We start from the raw sequence: 15,516 nt of genomic DNA on the forward strand, positions 1-15,516 counted from the left end.
CTCCGGGAGGCAGACCCGCCGTCGTGACGGGTGCAAGCCTGAAGCTACCACGCCGCTGGTGTGCCGGTCACCGGTGTGCCCGTCAGGGGGGTGCCGCGGCGGCGTCCAACCCGACGCCGACCACGCGGTTCTTGCCGGCCTGCTTGGCCTGGTACATCCGCTGGTCGGCCAGCTCGACCAGGGCTTCCCAACCGATGGACCGGTCGGCGCCCTGCTCGGCGACGCCGATGCTGGCGGTCTGGAAGGCGCCGTCCGGGCGCTTGCCGAAGCCGGCCTTGCGCATCCGCTCCACCGCGACCATCGCGCCGCCGACCGGGGTGTCGGGCATGATGACCAGGAACTCCTCGCCGCCCCAGCGGACCAGCGCGTCGGACTCCCGCAGCAGGCTGCGGATCGTGTTGGCGGCGTGGCGCAGCACGCGGTCGCCCTCGTCGTGGCCGAAGCGGTCGTTCACCGCCTTGAAGTCGTCGAGGTCGACGAAGATCGCCGAGAGCGGCTGCTCGACCCGCTGGGCGTGCGCCACCTGGAGCTTCAGCAGCTCCTCGCCGATGCGGCGCGACAGCGCGCCGGTCAGCACGTCGTGGGCCGCCTGCTCCAGCAGGGCGATCATGAAATGCAGCTGGCTGATGGCGGCCAGCGTCGCCACCACCGCGATCAGCACCAGCAGCCAGAGCGCGCTGAGGTAGGACGGGAAGGGCAGCACCAGCGAGCCGTAGAAGCCGGCGCCCAGATGCGCCAGCAGCATCGGCGTGGCGAAGGCCGCCCCCTCGGTGGCCGTCAGCGGGAACACGCTGAGGCCCGCCACCATGACGAAGGGCAGATAGCCATAGCCGGCGGTGACGGCGATCCGCAGATCGTCCACCCCCTGCTCGTACAGCAGCGGGTGCGAGACGCAGAAGAACAGCGTCGGGATCGCCAGCAGCGCGGCCAGCCGCCACCACGCGCCCACGATGTCCTCGCAAGGGCGGCGGTCGAGCGCGAGCGCCAGGAAGGCGGCGCTGGCGATCAGCCGCAGCACCGCCAGACCGGCGGACAGCGGCCACGTGAACACCGTCACGTCGATGATGATCCACAGCGGGGTCAACAGCCCGAAGACCATCGCCACCATCCGCACGCGCGAATGGATCATCGCGGCACGCCGCCGGTTCAGGATGGGCGAATGCCCGCCCGGAAGGATCAGATCCCCGATCTGGTCGCCACGGATGAAATCCGCAAAGGACGAGGCACCGAGCATGACGCGGCAGTTCCCGACAGAGCTGAATGGAGGAAGCACGGCGGCGGGTCACGCGGACGCTGGCGCCCGGCGGGGTGTTCCTCGCCAAAGATGGTACCCTATCAGGATAGGTTGGCTGGGACAAACAACATGCAAAAAAAGAGGCGGCCAGGGGCCGCCTCCACAATGTTTCCTGCCGATCCGATATATCAGTCCTTCAGGTCTTCCCAGAGTTCCTTGACCTTGGCGAAGAAACCTTCCGATTGCGGGTTGGAGCCTTCCTTCCCGCCGCTCTCGAATTCGCGCAGCAATTCCTGCTGGCGCTTGGTGAGGTTGACCGGGGTCTCCACAACCGCCTGGATGTACATGTCGCCGCGCTGGGCGCTGCGCAGCACCGACATGCCCTTGCTCTTGATGCGGAACTGGTGGCCGGACTGGGTGCCGGGCGGCACCGTCACCTTGGTGCGGGTGCCGTCGATGGTCGGCACCTCCACCGTGCCGCCCAGCGCCGCCGTGGTCATCGGGATCGGCACGCGGCACTGGATGTTGGCCCCGTCGCGCTGGAAGATCGGGTGCGGCGCGATGGCGAGGAAGATGTAGAGATCTCCCGCCGGCGCGCCTCTGAGCCCCGCCTCGCCCTCGCCGGCCAGACGGATGCGGGTGCCGTCCTCGACGCCCGCCGGGATGTTGACCTGGAGGGTCTTCTCCTTGCGCAGCCGTCCGGCGCCGCCGCAGGTCTTGCAGGCGTCCTTGATCACCTTGCCGGCGCCGTGGCAGCCGGGGCAGGTGCGCTCGATGGTGAAGAAGCCCTGCTGGGCGCGGATCTTGCCGTGGCCCTGGCAGGTCGGGCAGGTGATCGGCTGGGTCCCGGCCGCGGCGCCCGAGCCGTTGCAGCCGTCGCACTGGACCGACGTCGGCACGCGGACGTTGGTCTGGGTGCCCTTGAAGGCCTCCTCCAGCCCGATCTCCAGGTTGTAGCGCAGATCCTGGCCACGGCCGGACGCCCCGCCGCCACCGCCGCGCCGGCCGCCCATGAACTCCCCGAACATCTCGTCGAAGATGTCGGCGAAGCCGCCGCCCCCACCGCCGAAGTCGAAGTTGAAGCCGCCGCCCCCGGCGCCCGGTCCGCCGCGACCGCCGCCGTTCTCGAAGGCGGCGTGGCCGAAGCGGTCGTAGGCCGCGCGCTTCTGGTCGTCCTTGAGAATCTCGTAGGCTTCGCTGACTTCCTTGAACTTGTGCTCGGCGTCCTTGTCACCCTGGTTGCGGTCCGGGTGGTACTGCATCGCCATCTTGCGATAAGCCTTTTTCAGCTCATCCGCGCTGGCGCCCTTTTCCACGCCGAGCAGCTCGTAATAATCCTGTTTCGCCATGGGGGCCGACCGCCTTACATCTGGTCCAAACTGTCCGGGTCACGCTGGACCTCGACCCCAGCATACCGAAAGCCCGCCGCCGGGAAAAGGCGGCGGGCCGTCGATGCTCGCGTCAGGTCCGTGTCAAAAAGAAGAGGGCCGGGTCAGGCCGACTTCTTCTTGTCGTCGTGCACTTCCTCGAAGTCGGCGTCGACGACGCCCGACTCGTTGGGCTTCTGGGCGTCGGGACCGGCGTCGCCGCCGGCCGCCGGGGCCTCGCCCTGGCCGGCCTTGTACATCGCCTCGCCCAGCTTCATCGAGACCTGGGCCAGAGCCTCGGTCTTCGCCTTCAGCGTCTCCAGATCCTCGCTGTCGAGCACGCCCTTCAGCTCGGTGACGGCGGCCTCGGCGGCGGACTTGTCGGAGGCCGGGATCTTGTCCGCGTTCTCCTTGATGGTCCGCTCCGTGGTGTGGATCAGCGCGTCCGCGTGGTTGCGGGCGTCGACCAGCTCACGGCGCTTCTTGTCGTCGGCCGAGTGCGCCTCGGCGTCCTTCACCATCTTCTGGATGTCGGCGTCCGACAGGCCGCCGGAGGCCTGGATGCGGATCTGCTGCTCCTTGCCGGTCGCCTTGTCCTTGGCGGTGACGCTGACGATGCCGTTGGCGTCGATGTCGAAGATCACCTCGATCTGCGGCACGCCGCGCGGGGCCGGCGGGATGCCGACCAGGTCGAACTGGCCGAGCGGCTTGTTGTCCTGCGCCATCTCGCGCTCGCCCTGGAAGACGCGGATGGTGACGGCGTTCTGGTTGTCCTCGGCGGTCGAGAAGGTCTGGCCCTTCTTGGTCGGCACCGTGGTGTTGCGGTCGATCAGGCGGGTGAACACGCCGCCCAGCGTCTCGATGCCGAGCGACAGCGGGGTCACGTCGAGCAGCAGGACGTCCTTGACCTCGCCCTTCAGCACGCCGCCCTGGATGGCGGCGCCGATGGCGACGACCTCGTCCGGGTTGACGCCGCGGTGCGGCTCACGGCCGAAGAACTGCTTCACCGCGTCGATGACCTTGGGCATGCGGGTCATGCCGCCGACCAGGATCACCTCGTCGATCTCGCTCGCCTTCAGCCCGGCGTCCTTGAGGGCCGCCTTGCAGGGCTCGATCGTGCGCTGGACCAGATCGTCCACCAGGGCTTCCAGCTTGGCGCGGGTCACCTTGATGTTCAGGTGCTTCGGACCGGTCTGGTCGGCGGTGATGAAGGGCAGGTTGACTTCGGTCTGCGTCGTCGAGGACAGCTCGATCTTCGCCTTCTCGGCGGCTTCCTTCAGCCGCTGGAGGGCGAGCTTGTCCTTGCGCAGGTCGATGCCCTGCTCCTTGTTGAACTCCTCCGCGAGGTACTCGATGATCCGCGCGTCGAAGTCCTCGCCGCCCAGGAAGGTGTCGCCGTTGGTCGACTTCACCTCGAACACGCCGTCGCCGATCTCCAGCACCGAGATGTCGAAGGTGCCGCCGCCGAGGTCATAGACCGCGACGATGCCGGTGCCCTTCTTCTCCATGCCGTAGGCGAGCGCGGCGGCCGTCGGCTCGTTGATGATGCGCAGCACTTCCAGGCCGGCGATCTTGCCGGCGTCCTTGGTGGCCTGGCGCTGGCTGTCGTTGAAGTAGGCCGGGACGGTGATGACCGCCTGGGTGACCTTCTCACCCAGGTAGTTCTCGGCCGTCTCCTTCATCTTGCCGAGGATGAAGGCGCTGATCTGGCTCGGGCTGTACTTCTTGCCGTGCGCCTCGGTCCAGGCGTCGCCGTTGTCGCCGGAAATGATCTTGTAGGGGACGAGGCCCTGGTCCTTCTTGGTCAGCGGATCGTCGTAGCGGCGGCCGATCAGACGCTTGATCGCGAAGAGGGTGTTTTCCGGGTTGGTCACGGCCTGACGCTTGGCGGGCTGGCCGACCAGACGCTCGCCGCTCTGGGCGAAGGCGACCATGGACGGCGTGGTGCGCGCACCCTCCGCGTTCTCGATCACCTTGGCGGTGCCGCCTTCCATGACGGCGACGCAGGAGTTGGTGGTGCCGAGGTCGATACCGATGACTTTGCTCATGTTCAGCCTCTTGTGTTCGGCAGATGCGTGGCGGCCCGTCGCTTCCGGCACCGCCGCGATCCCCATGGGGTCGGTGGAACGGTTGGGGTGGATCACTGCTGGCGGAGATATAGGCGGGTCGGTTTCTGGCTGCAACGGTGCGCTGATCGGTTTCAACCCGCAAAAGCGGGGAAAGGCACGGGACGGGCGCCGGAGGGGCGGCGCGGCGGCGGCCTCGCTTCGGAATGGAATACGCGCGTATTCAAGCACACGGCAGTATATACCCGCGTATTCACCCCGTTTGAATCATATCGTTTCCATTGTTACAAGTCTTTAACAGGCAGTCCGATAAGTAGACTCGGTCATTAACTTTTCATTAACAAGCATCGGTGTGATTGGTTGCGAGAAATCAATTGCCAGTTGCCCCGTTTATTCACGTTTTCGAGATTCTAATAGTGAAACCCAGAAAGGATTATGGTATCTCCTTTGGAGGTACGAGGGCGTTGCTGTCCGTTGCCTTGCCGGCAAACGGCCCTCCCATCTTCGGGCGGCATCGCCGGCGTGGCGGACAAGCGGACAAGCGGCCCAGCGTGAAAGGGAAGCGCGATGATTGACGAACGGCGCGACGTGGCCCTGGCCATCAAATCCTGCCTGGACAGCTTGCTGAACGATGCGTCGCGCTGCGATCTCGACGATCTCGCGCGCTTTCTCGGCCTCGCCGCGCTGGCCGCCGAGGAAGCGGCGGTCGCCAACGACGCCAAGAGCGCGCAGCTCAAGGCCCTGATGTCGGGTGGCGCCGGCCACTGCTGACGGGCGGGCGCTGGGGGCGGCGCCTGCTTAAAGAAGCTCCGCGGTCTGGATGGCGGCGTCGATGCGGCCCAGCATCGCCGCGCAGGACTCGTCCCCGTCCAGGATCGCGGGCAGGGCGTAGCTGAACATCGCGACGGCGGCTTGGCCGTCGCGTTCCGCCCCGACCAGCCAGAGGTAATGGGTCTCGGCCCGGCCGTCCTCGTCGGTCATCATCACGGCCTGCGCGACCAGGGCGCCGTCGGCCCGGGTCTCGACCGTGCGGTCGCCCGCGCGTTGGTCCTGGGGTCGCACGAAGCGCAGCGCCATCTCCCGCAGCGTGGCGGCGACGCCGCCGGCCTCCGGCTTGGGCGTCACCCGGTCGGTCACCAGACGCAGCGTGCCGCCGGCCGGCGGTGGCGGGCGGAAGGTGGCGACGGGCTGCCCCTCGTGCTCCTCCACCTCGGCGGCCCAGCCGGACGGCAGGCGGAACCGAACGGTGTCGTTCCAGCCGATGATGCGGCCGTCGCTGTCGTCGCCGCGCCCGTTGTCGCTGTGGCTGTGCTCGCCGTTCATGCCGTGTCCCGCCCTTGTCCGAGGGCCGCACTTTAGGCGGTCGAGCGGAGCGATCCAATCCTCTTCCTGGCAGTCTCCCGTTCCGCCGCTCTTGATGCGGAGCGTCCTCCCTCCCATGCTTTGAGCGATGATCGTCTCCGCCAGCTACAAGACCGACATTCCGGCCTTCTACGGCCGCTGGTTCCTGAACCGTCTCGACGCCGGTTACTGCCGGATGGTGAATCCTTACGGCGGGCAGACCCACCGCGTCGACCTGACGCGGCCGGCGGTGGACGGCTTCGTGTTCTGGACGAAGAATCTCGGGCCGTTCCTCGACGGGCTCGGCACGGTGTCGGAGGCCGGCTTCCCCTTCATCGTCCAGTACAGCATCACCGGCCTGCCGACCGCGCTGGAGCGCTCGGTTCCCGACTGGCGGCGTTCGGTCGCGCAGATGGAGATTTTGCGCGACCGCTGGGGGCCGCGCGCCGGGGTGTGGCGCTACGACCCCGTCGCGGTGACCGACGCGACGCCGCCCGCGTGGCACCGCGAGACCTTCGGGCGGCTGGCCGGCGCGCTGCGCGGCGTCACCGACGAGGTGGTGGTGTCCTTCCTCCAGCCCTACCGCAAGACGGCGCGCAACCTCGCCGCCGCCGGGATCGACTGGCGCGACCCGGAGGCCGACGAGAAGCGGGCGCTGCTGGCCGATCTGGCCGGCATTGCGGCCGGGGAGGGGATGGCGCTCACGCTCTGCACCCAGCCGGAATTGGCCGGGGTTCCGGGGGTGGGCGCGGCGCGCTGCGTCGACGCGCTGCGGCTGTCGGAATTGGCCGGGCGGGCGCTGGCGGTGCGGGAGAAGGGGAACCGGCCGGGCTGCTTCTGCGCCGAAAGCCGGGACATCGGCGATTACGACACCTGCCCGCACGGCTGCGTCTATTGCTACGCGGTGGCGAACCGGACGACCGCGCAACGGCGTTTCGCCGAGCACGACCCGGAGGGAGAGTTTTTGTTCCCCCGGCGAACCGGGTAAGGATCGCTTACGGGCAGACCTTGCGGACCGTCTCGACCAGCTTTTCCGGGTTGAAGGGCTTCACCAGCCAGCCGGTCGCCCCGGCCTCGCGGCCGGCGGCCTTCTTGGCCGGGTCGGCCTCGGTGGTCAGCAGCAGGATGGGGGTCGCCCGGTTGCTCGGGTTGGCGCGGATGGCCTTGGTCAGGGCCAGCCCGTCGAGGCCCGGCATGTTCAGGTCGGTGATGATGCAGTCGAACTTCTGCCGGGTGGCGATGGTCAGCCCGGCGCTGCCGTCCGCCGCCTCGGTCACGTCGTAGCCGGCCTTTTTCAGCGTGAAGCTGACCATGTCGCGGATGGTCTTGGAATCGTCGACGGTCAGAACGCTCTTGGGCATCGGTCTGCTCTCTCATCGGTCGGTCGCGCGGCGTCGAGGATTGCGACCGGCAATCGGACAAAAGGCGTAGGGGTTTTCAAGGCGCGCGTCAAGACAGGGCCGCAAGCCCCGCCCGCCGTCACCGATGGCGTGCGGGGCTTGCGGAGGAAAAAACCGTTACGCCTTCGTATCGACGTGCTGGCCGCCGGGCTCGTTCGGGCCGCCCTTGGCGACACCGACCATCGCCTCGCGCAGCAGGCGGCCGTGGATGGTGTAGCCGGGCTGGAGGATCTGCACGACGGTGCCGGCCGGCTTGCCGGTGTGCTCGATCTCGAACATCACCTGATGGAAGTTCGGGTCGAACATCTCGCCGGTCGGGTCGATGCGCTTGATGCCGGCGCGGTCGAAGGCGGCGAAGAGCTGGCGCTCGGTCGCCTCGACGCCGACGGTCAGGCCCTTGAGCATCTCGTCCTGCTCGCGGCCCTCGGCCGGAACGGCGTCGAGCGCGCGGCGCAGGTTGTCGGCCACCGTCACCAGCTCCTTGGCGAAGCTGGACACGGCGTATTTGCTGGCGTCCTCGCGGTCACGCTGGGCGCGGCGGCGGGTGTTCTCCGTCTCGGCCATGGCGCGGAGAAGCTGGTCCTTCAGGCTGGCGACCTCGGCCTCCAGCTTGGCGGTGCGGTCGTCCGTGGAGCCGGCTTCGGGAGCGGCGGCGGCGTCTTTGGCGGCGGTCGGCTCGACCTCGGCGTCGGCGGGCTTGTTCTGCTCTTCGCTCATGGGATTCTCGGCTTCTTCGTTCGGTCGATTGAGGCGGGGTGAGGCGGAAGCTCAGCCGATCGGTGCTATCCGACCAGCCGGCTGACGACCTTGGCGGTGTAATCCACCAAGGGAATGATGCGGGCGTAGTTGATGCGCGTCGGGCCGATGACGCCGATGGCGCCGATGACCTGTTCGCGGCTGTTCTGGAAGGGCGAGATGATCATCGTGCAACCGGAATGGTTGAACAACACATTCTCGGCCCCGATGAAGATCTGGACGCCGTCGCCCTTGCCGGTGGCGTCCAGCATGCGCAGCATGGCCTCCTTGGTCTCCAGCGCCTCGAACAAGGAGCGCACGCGCTCCAGGTCGGAGAGCGCGGTGACGTCCTCCAGCAGCTTGGACTGGCCGCGCACGATGAGCTGCCCGGCCTTGGCCCCGCCGCTGCCGGCCCAGGTCGCCAGACCGGCGGCAACGACGCGGCGGGACAGCTCGTCCAGCTCGGTCTTCTGCTCCTGGATTTCCTGCAGCACGTCCTGGCGCGCCTCGTCCAGGGTGCGGCCGACCAGACGGGCGCTGAGGTAGTTCGACACCATCTGCAAGGTGGAGGCGGGCAGGCCGAGCGGCACCTCGATGACGCGGTTCTCGACCAGCCCGTCCTCGTTGACCAGCACGACCAGCGCGCGGCCCGGCCCCAGCGAGACGAATTCGATGTGCTTGAGCGGCCGGTCGGTCTTGGGCGCCATCACCAGCCCGGCGCAGTGCGACAGCCCGGCCAGCATCGCCGAGGCCTCCGACATCACGTCGGGCAGGGCGCGGCCGGAGGCGGAGCATTTCGCCTCGATGGAAACGCGCTCGTCCTCGCTGAGCGAGCCGATCTCCAGCAGGCCGTTGACGAACATGCGCAGGCCGGCGTCGGTCGGGATGCGGCCGGCCGAGGCATGGGGGGCGTAGAGCAGCCCCTGTTCCTCCAGATCGGCCATCACGTTGCGGATGGTCGCCGGCGACAGGGCCATGCCGAGCCGCCGCGAGATCGTGCGCGACCCGACCGGCTCGCCCGACGCCACATAGGCGTCGACGATCAACCGGAAAATTTCGCGCGACCGCTGGTTCAACTCGTTGATCATGACCCGGACAGGAAAGGACGCATCGACGGGAAGTCCGTCGACGCGTCCGAATTTAGGCGGGTCGGGCGGCCGAATCAACGTGCCGGGCGCCGGCCTTCCGAAAGGAGGCCTGCGGTTCCGGTCAGGACTCGGCCAGGAAGCTGCGGTATTGCGCCGCGATGGCGCCGACCGCCGCGTCGTAGAGCTGCTTGCCGTGCTCCGGGCTGGCGAGGCCCGGCGCCGATCCGATGCGCCCGTCCGGGTAGCGGCGGCGGAAGTCGCGGGCGTCGTGGAAACCGCCGGCCGGGGCCTGTTCGGGCTCCATCGCCACGGTCTTGATCGCGTCGGGGTAGGCGTATTGCGTCAGCGAGACCTCGCTGGGGGTGGCGTGCGAGCCCTCCTTGCCCTGGTAGAACTCGCGCGACAGCCGGCCGATCTCGGCGTTCTCCCACCAGCTGACCAGGGTGAAGCGCAGGTCGGGGCCGCTGCGGCCCTTCAGCGCGCGCTGCTCGGCGTGGATCTCGTAGAAGGCGGCGCGCACCGTGGCGATGTTGCCGCCATGGCCGTTGACGAAGAAGAAGCGCTCGAACCCGTGCTCGACCAGCGAGCCGACGTAGTCGCGCAGCAGCGCGATCAGGGTGGAGGGCTTCAGCGTCATGGAGCCGGGGAACTCCATGTGGTGCACGGCCATGCCGACCGGGATGGTCGGACCAACCAGCGCGCCGGTCGCGTCGCCGACGCCGCGCGCGATGACCTCCGCGCAGATGGCGTCGGTGCCGACGAGGCCGTTCGGACCGTGCTGCTCGGTCGATCCGATGGGCAGGATGACGCCCTTGGAGGATTGCAGGTAGGTCTCGACCTCGGCCCAGGTGCTCAGGTGAAGCTGCACGGTCAACGATCCTTCGGGATGCGGGGAAAGACACGAGCCAGCAATCCTAGAGCGTCGGCGGGTCCGGGCAATCGTTCAATCGTACGGTCCGCCCGGCGGTTTCGTCGGGGCCGGGCCGTTTCCCCGCATCCGACGCTGGTGGTTTCCGTCATCGCGACATACAATCGCGTGCATTACGGCCGAAAGGGAAGTGTCGGTGGTTGCGCGCGTCAACACGGTGGCGTTCCAGGGCATCGAGGTTCTGGGCATCGACGTCCAGGTCCAGATGTCCGGCGGGATCGTCGCCTTCACCGTGGTCGGGCTGCCGGACAAGGCGGTGGGGGAGAGCCGGGAGCGGGTGCGCGCCTCGCTCCACGCGCTGGGGCTGGCGCTGCCGGCCAAGCGCATCACCGTCAACCTCGCCCCGGCGGACGTGCTGAAGGAGGGAAGCCATTTCGACCTTCCCATCGCGCTGGCCCTGCTGACCGTCATGGGCGTGCTGCCCGACGTCGAGATGGCCCGTTACGTGGCGCTGGGCGAGCTGGCGTTGGACGGCGCGCTGACCCCGGTGGCGGGGGTGCTGCCGGCGGCGATCGACGCGCTGGCCCAGGATCGCGGGCTGATCTGCCCGGCGGCCTGTGGCGGGGAGGCGGCTTGGGCCGGGCCGGGGCTGGACGTGCTGGCGCCGGTCAACCTGCTGGCGCTGATCAACCACTTCAAGGGCAGCCAGGTCCTGACCCCGCCCAAGCCGCGCCTTCAGGAGGAGGAGGCCCGGCCGCCCGACCTGCGCGACGTGAAGGGCAACGAGACCGCCAAGCGCGCGCTGGAAGTGGCGGCGGCCGGTTCTCATAATTTATTGATGGTCGGGCCGCCCGGATCCGGCAAGTCGATGCTGGCGGCGCGGCTGCCCGGCCTGCTGCCGCCGCTCGACCCGGCGGAGGCGCTGGAGGTGTCGATGATCCACAGCGTCGGCGGGTTGCTGGAGGGCGGCCGGCTGCTGCGCCAGCGGCCCTACCGGGCGCCGCACCAGTCGGCCAGCCTGCCGGCGCTGGTCGGTGGCGGGTCGCGGGCCAAGCCGGGCGAGATCTCGCTGGCGCATCAGGGCGTGCTGTTCCTCGACGAGTTGCCGGAGTTCCCCCGGCCGCTGCTGGAGGCGTTGCGTCAACCGCTGGAGACCGGCAAGGCGGTGGTCAGCCGCGCCAACCACCACGTCACCTACCCGGCGCGGGTGCAGCTGGTCGCGGCGATGAACCCGTGCCGCTGCGGGCATCTCGACGACGCCGCGCTGGCCTGCGCCCGCGCGCCGAAATGCGCCGCCGATTACCAGTCGAAGATCAGCGGTCCGCTGTTCGACCGCATCGACCTGCACATCGACGTGCCCGCCGTCAGCCCGGCCGACCTCAGCCTACCGCCCCCGGCGGAGGGCAGCGCCGAGATCGCCGCCCGCGTCGCCGTGGCCCGTGCCATCCAGGCGGAGCGCTACGCGGGGCAGGGCGGGGCGCGGCCCTTGCGCACCAACGCGGAGGCCGACGGGGAGCTGCTGGAGAGGGTCGCCGGCCCCGACGCCTCCGGCCGCGCCCTGCTGACCGAAGCGGCGGAACGGTTGAAGCTGTCGGCGCGCGGCTACCACCGAGTGATGCGGGTGGCGCGCACCCTGGCCGACCTGGACGGCGCCGAGGGCGTCCGCCGCCGCCACATCGCCGAGGCGCTGAGCTACCGCCGCATCGCGCCGGGACGGTGAGGGAGGGGCATGGGGCATGCCTGCCCTCGATTCCATTCCATCGGCAAGGAACTTACGCAAAGAAGAGCGATTGTAACGTCTTGGCGTTGGCGGGTGGAAAATCTTCAGATGCCGTCACAAGGGATGACGAGAGTTCACATCGGTGCCGATAACCAAAAGGATAATGAATACAGGAGTAATCCACCCCCAAAGCGCCGGCTTGAGCCGACGGAGCGGCTGGCTTGATCGAGAGGCGGGGCTTGGACCCATGGATTGTTTGCGAGCCACTAGAGACAATGTTGGACTTGACAGGGGAAGAGAAATTCTTATAGTCCTTCCGCCAACGCTGGTCGCTTGCGACCGGGCGAGCTTTTTTGCATGGCGTCAGTCACCGAGGCGCTGGTTGAACTTGGCCACAGACGGTGCTCATGGCGCACCCAGGGAGAAGGGATCGATGGCGTTAAGCGAGGCGGGGGCGTTAAGCGAAGCGGATATCCTCAATCTTCGGCGGGCGCGCGAGGCGCGGCGGACCGAAGAATTTCTGAAGCGCTATCAGACCGAGACCGAGCTTGCGCGCGCGCGCCACAACCGGGTCGCTGAACAACGTGAGCCCTCCCCCGAGAGGATGAAAGAAGTTTTCAACTTCTGATTGTTATTTTCGGGCAAAATTTAAGAGGTCTGGCAGAATTTCTCTGCCAGATTTTTTTTTGCCCCGCAATGAATATTTTGGGCGAGCGGCGCGAGAGAAAATCCCGCCAAGAGGGTGATCGGTCATGGCAGAGGCGTTTTCCGTTTATAACTACGAGCACAACACCGTCGCTTCAGTCATCGCCGAGACGACCGGCCTGTCCCTTCCGACCATCTTGGGAACAGCCCAGTTTCTTTTCATGATGAAGCGCCTGGAGGATGTCGGCGCCCATACCCTCGTGGTGGAGCGCAACTACGTCGATCGCGACTATCTGTCCGACTACACGCATTTCCACGCGCGCAGCTTTCAGCCCTACGACCGCTTCTGCACCCGCCTCCACTTCTTCCACCGCCCGCTGGCGCCCTCGTTCTTCCAGTCCATCGTCACCGGCCTGACCACGGACGCGGCGTCCATCGATGGGCTGCGGGACTCCTATCTTGGCTTCATGATCGTGCGCCCGCTTCCCGGAAAATTCATCGGCCGCACCTGCCTGAAGACACCCATCGACGAGGATTGGACCACGCCGCTTCTGCAGAGCTACTCCGCCAGGCTCTTCGGCATCAATCTGAGCGTGGGCGGCACGGTGGCCTTTCAGGAGCAGGACAGCATCGTCGCCGCCTGTGCGACCTGCGCGGTCTGGTTCGCCCTGAACGCCCACGGCGACCACCACCTCATTCCGTCGCCGGGCAACATCACGCGCCGGGCCGCTCCCGATCAAGGCGGCGCGCAGCGGATGTTCCCAAACCGGGGACTGGACATGGACATGATCGTCCGCGCCCTCAAACGGGAGCAGTACGAGGTGGTGGTGCAGGACTTCCGCCCTTTGCCCGGAGACACGGCGCTGGGGGAGGGTGATGGAATTTGTGAGGCAAAGCGAACCATCTACGCCTATCTGCGCGGGGGCGTGGCGGCTCCGATCATGGGTGTTTATCTCTGTGAGGACGTGGCCGGCGGCGAGGAGGACGGCGAGGCGGCGGGGTTCGCCCGCCACGCGATCACGGTTCTCGGCTACCGCTTCGATGAAAGTCGCGGGGGCCTGCCACCGGCCGATGCGTCCGGCGGGCTGCGCATGCGGGCCGACGCCATAACCCACTTCCTTGTGCACGACGACCGGGTGGGGCCGTTCTGTGCCATGGCCATCAGGAAGAAACCGGGGCGGGTCCGCATCCACGGCACCCCGATCACGACCAGCGCCGTCCTGTCCTACGCGTTGGAAGAATTCAAGGGCACGAAGCTGAACGTCGGCGGTCACGATCCGGACACGACGGTCCAGGTTCCCGGTCTCGTCGCCTTGGCGACTTACCATAAGATCCGCGTGCAGTTGAAGGACGTCATTCCATACATCGAGGAGCTGGGCCGCTACCTGTTCGCCTCCGGCGCGGAGCCGATCGAGTCGCTGACGCCGTTCTTCGGCGTGTCCGGCGAGCATCTGGTGTGGGACGTCTATGTTGCCGACAGCACGGCGGTCAAGAGCGCCGTTCGCGACGCGCTGACCGCGTGCGACCGTTTCGCCGACAGAAGCGATGCGCAGGTGCGGGGGAATTTGTCCGCCGAGGCGCTTCGGGTGATGACGGCCGGATGGCCGCGCTATGTCTGGCGGGCCACCGCCTATGGGAGGGAAACCGGCAAGCCTCTGGTCGATCTGGTCATCGACGCGACCGACACCATCCAGGTGCGCTCGCTGCTGACGCCGGTCTTTTACGACACGACGGTCCTGCTCACCTTCAAGGAACTCCTCGTTCCGAAGGAGGACATCTCCGATCCTTGGTGGACCTACAGCCGGGTCTCCGACCTGATCGACGGGTTGGCGCGCCATTTCCTGCCGCCCCGGATGATCCCGGTCATCGACGCCGACGAACGGTATGGCCATCCCCACCCGCCGCGCTGGCTGAAACCGCACGAGATGCACAGCCATATGGTCTACAATCAGCAGAACCTGCCCTGGACCAAGGAGCGGTGCTTCGTGCTGGCCGACCAGCCGGACGCGGACGCCGAGCCGGCGGGCGGCATGACGCCGCTGTCCAAGCGGTTGAAGGGTTTCCTCGACGAATTGCGGGCGGAAAATCGGGTCGCCATCTGGCTGATCGACGAGTATTGCAATCTGGTCATCGGGGAGGACGCGCCATCGGACCAGGACGACGCCGCGTCGCCCAAGCTGGGGCATCCGACCCTGATCGGAGGCGCCCGCGCGCGCATCTCCGGAGAACTGCGGCCCCCGGAAGGCGATGGCGACGCGTGGGTGCTGACGAACGCCTCGGGCCGTTACAGCAAGCTGAGGCTCGACCGCGACCGACTGATGCTCGAAGAGGCTCAGAAACTGGTCGAGAAGCGTTGCGGCTCGCTTCTCAAGGCTGCGTTTCCGATCAAGGCGGATTGGAGGGAGCAGCATGGCAGCGAACGCATCCGCACCAGCCGCGACGCCGAAATCGAAATCCGTGACCTGCTTGGCGATCAGCGGTACGACGATCATGACCGGATGAACATCGTGCGGGAATGGGCCGACATCTTCGTCCATGGACAATCGGCTCCCGCCGCCGCGGCTTCCAGCGTCGCGATGACGTCCGGTCTTGCCGCGCTGGCGTCCGCCGAGCGGGAAGGACCGGCGCGCGCCCTTTTCCTGCACATGATCGACCGGTTGCTGCATCACTGGCCCGGCCAAGCGGTGGAGGCCCAAAGTCTTTGCCCGCTGATAAAGGACTGGATCGGGCGGAACGGCGCTGGGCTCTCCGCTGACGGGCGTTGTGCCTTGGCCAGCCTGTGCGTTGCCTTGCACAATGCCGGAAACGGCATGGCCGGGGAGCTGGAGATCATCTCGGATTGGACCGAGGAACTGCCCAACGTGCTTCTTACCGCCATACGCAACGCGCGGCGGAGCGCTGCACCCTCAACGGCCCCATCCCCGACGGCCGCGCCGGAACAGCCGGCGCGGAAGCGCCGCTTCAAGTTCAGCGCTCCGCGAGCCGGCAAGGTTGACGGCCCGGCCGGCTGACGCCGGCGTTGGTCCATCCCGATGGCGCGGTGGGCGGCCCC

12 protein-coding genes and 1 pseudogene are annotated in these 15,516 nt (G+C 67.6%); 5 read left to right on the top strand and 8 right to left on the bottom strand.

What is annotated here, in order from left to right:
- Nucleotides 1-82 precede the first annotated feature (82 nt).
- The 3 genes from EJ913_RS08965 to dnaK all read right to left on the bottom strand — a co-directional run bounded on the left by EJ913_RS08965 (nt 83) and on the right by dnaK (nt 4,649).
- Nucleotides 83-1,234, bottom strand: coding sequence for a GGDEF domain-containing protein (locus tag EJ913_RS08965; protein WP_126996903.1), 1,152 nt, complete (start codon nt 1,232-1,234; stop codon nt 83-85).
- Between the two features lie 188 nt (nt 1,235-1,422).
- Nucleotides 1,423-2,583, bottom strand: a complete 1,161-nt coding sequence (dnaJ, locus tag EJ913_RS08970; protein WP_126996905.1) for a molecular chaperone DnaJ — start codon at nt 2,581-2,583, stop codon at nt 1,423-1,425.
- A 143-nt stretch (nt 2,584-2,726) separates the two neighbouring features.
- The gene (gene dnaK / locus EJ913_RS08975) at nt 2,727-4,649 is read right to left on the bottom strand and encodes a molecular chaperone DnaK (protein ID WP_126996907.1); all 1,923 of its coding nucleotides are present in this window, start codon (nt 4,647-4,649) and stop codon (nt 2,727-2,729) included.
- Nucleotides 4,650-5,234: 585 nt separating this feature from the next.
- Here dnaK and EJ913_RS08980 point away from each other — a divergent pair.
- Nucleotides 5,235-5,438, top strand: coding sequence for a hypothetical protein (locus tag EJ913_RS08980; RefSeq protein ID WP_126996909.1), 204 nt, complete (start codon nt 5,235-5,237; stop codon nt 5,436-5,438).
- Nucleotides 5,439-5,465: 27 nt separating this feature from the next.
- Here EJ913_RS08980 and EJ913_RS08985 read toward each other — a convergent pair whose 3' ends face one another.
- The gene (locus tag EJ913_RS08985; protein WP_126996911.1) at nt 5,466-5,990 is read right to left on the bottom strand and encodes a hypothetical protein; all 525 of its coding nucleotides are present in this window, start codon (nt 5,988-5,990) and stop codon (nt 5,466-5,468) included.
- A gap of 127 nt (nt 5,991-6,117) precedes the next feature.
- On the opposite strand from EJ913_RS08985, the gene EJ913_RS08990 reads away from it, so the two are divergent.
- The gene (locus EJ913_RS08990) at nt 6,118-6,996 is read left to right on the top strand and encodes a DUF1848 domain-containing protein (RefSeq protein WP_126996913.1); all 879 of its coding nucleotides are present in this window, start codon (nt 6,118-6,120) and stop codon (nt 6,994-6,996) included.
- A 7-nt stretch (nt 6,997-7,003) separates the two neighbouring features.
- On the opposite strand, the gene EJ913_RS08995 is transcribed toward EJ913_RS08990, so the two are convergent.
- The 4 genes and pseudogenes from EJ913_RS08995 to EJ913_RS09010 form a co-directional block, all read right to left on the bottom strand.
- Nucleotides 7,004-7,369, bottom strand: a complete 366-nt coding sequence (locus tag EJ913_RS08995) for a response regulator (RefSeq protein ID WP_126996915.1) — start codon at nt 7,367-7,369, stop codon at nt 7,004-7,006.
- A 156-nt stretch (nt 7,370-7,525) separates the two neighbouring features.
- Nucleotides 7,526-8,143 (bottom strand): annotated as a pseudogene (grpE, locus tag EJ913_RS09000) (nucleotide exchange factor GrpE); the annotation flags it as partial.
- A 47-nt stretch (nt 8,144-8,190) separates the two neighbouring features.
- Nucleotides 8,191-9,231: a heat-inducible transcriptional repressor HrcA gene (hrcA, locus tag EJ913_RS09005; protein WP_126996919.1), complete on the bottom strand. Its 1,041-nt coding sequence runs from the start codon at nt 9,229-9,231 to the stop codon at nt 8,191-8,193.
- 121 nt (nt 9,232-9,352) lie between these two features.
- Nucleotides 9,353-10,099, bottom strand: a complete 747-nt coding sequence (locus EJ913_RS09010) for a creatininase family protein (RefSeq protein ID WP_126996921.1) — start codon at nt 10,097-10,099, stop codon at nt 9,353-9,355.
- A 196-nt stretch (nt 10,100-10,295) separates the two neighbouring features.
- Between EJ913_RS09010 and EJ913_RS09015 the strand changes: the two genes are divergently transcribed.
- From EJ913_RS09015 to EJ913_RS09025, 3 genes are all read left to right on the top strand, one after another.
- Nucleotides 10,296-11,819, top strand: a complete 1,524-nt coding sequence (locus EJ913_RS09015; RefSeq protein WP_126996923.1) for a YifB family Mg chelatase-like AAA ATPase — start codon at nt 10,296-10,298, stop codon at nt 11,817-11,819.
- 433 nt (nt 11,820-12,252) lie between these two features.
- On the top strand, nt 12,253-12,447 hold the full coding sequence (locus EJ913_RS09020; protein ID WP_126996925.1) for a hypothetical protein: 195 nt from the start codon (nt 12,253-12,255) through the stop codon (nt 12,445-12,447).
- A 124-nt stretch (nt 12,448-12,571) separates the two neighbouring features.
- On the top strand, nt 12,572-15,475 hold the full coding sequence (locus EJ913_RS09025; protein ID WP_126996927.1) for a hypothetical protein: 2,904 nt from the start codon (nt 12,572-12,574) through the stop codon (nt 15,473-15,475).
- Nucleotides 15,476-15,516: the final 41 nt, after the last annotated feature.

This window comes from Azospirillum doebereinerae, assembly GCF_003989665.1.
Lineage (GTDB): Bacteria > Pseudomonadota > Alphaproteobacteria > Azospirillales > Azospirillaceae > Azospirillum > Azospirillum doebereinerae.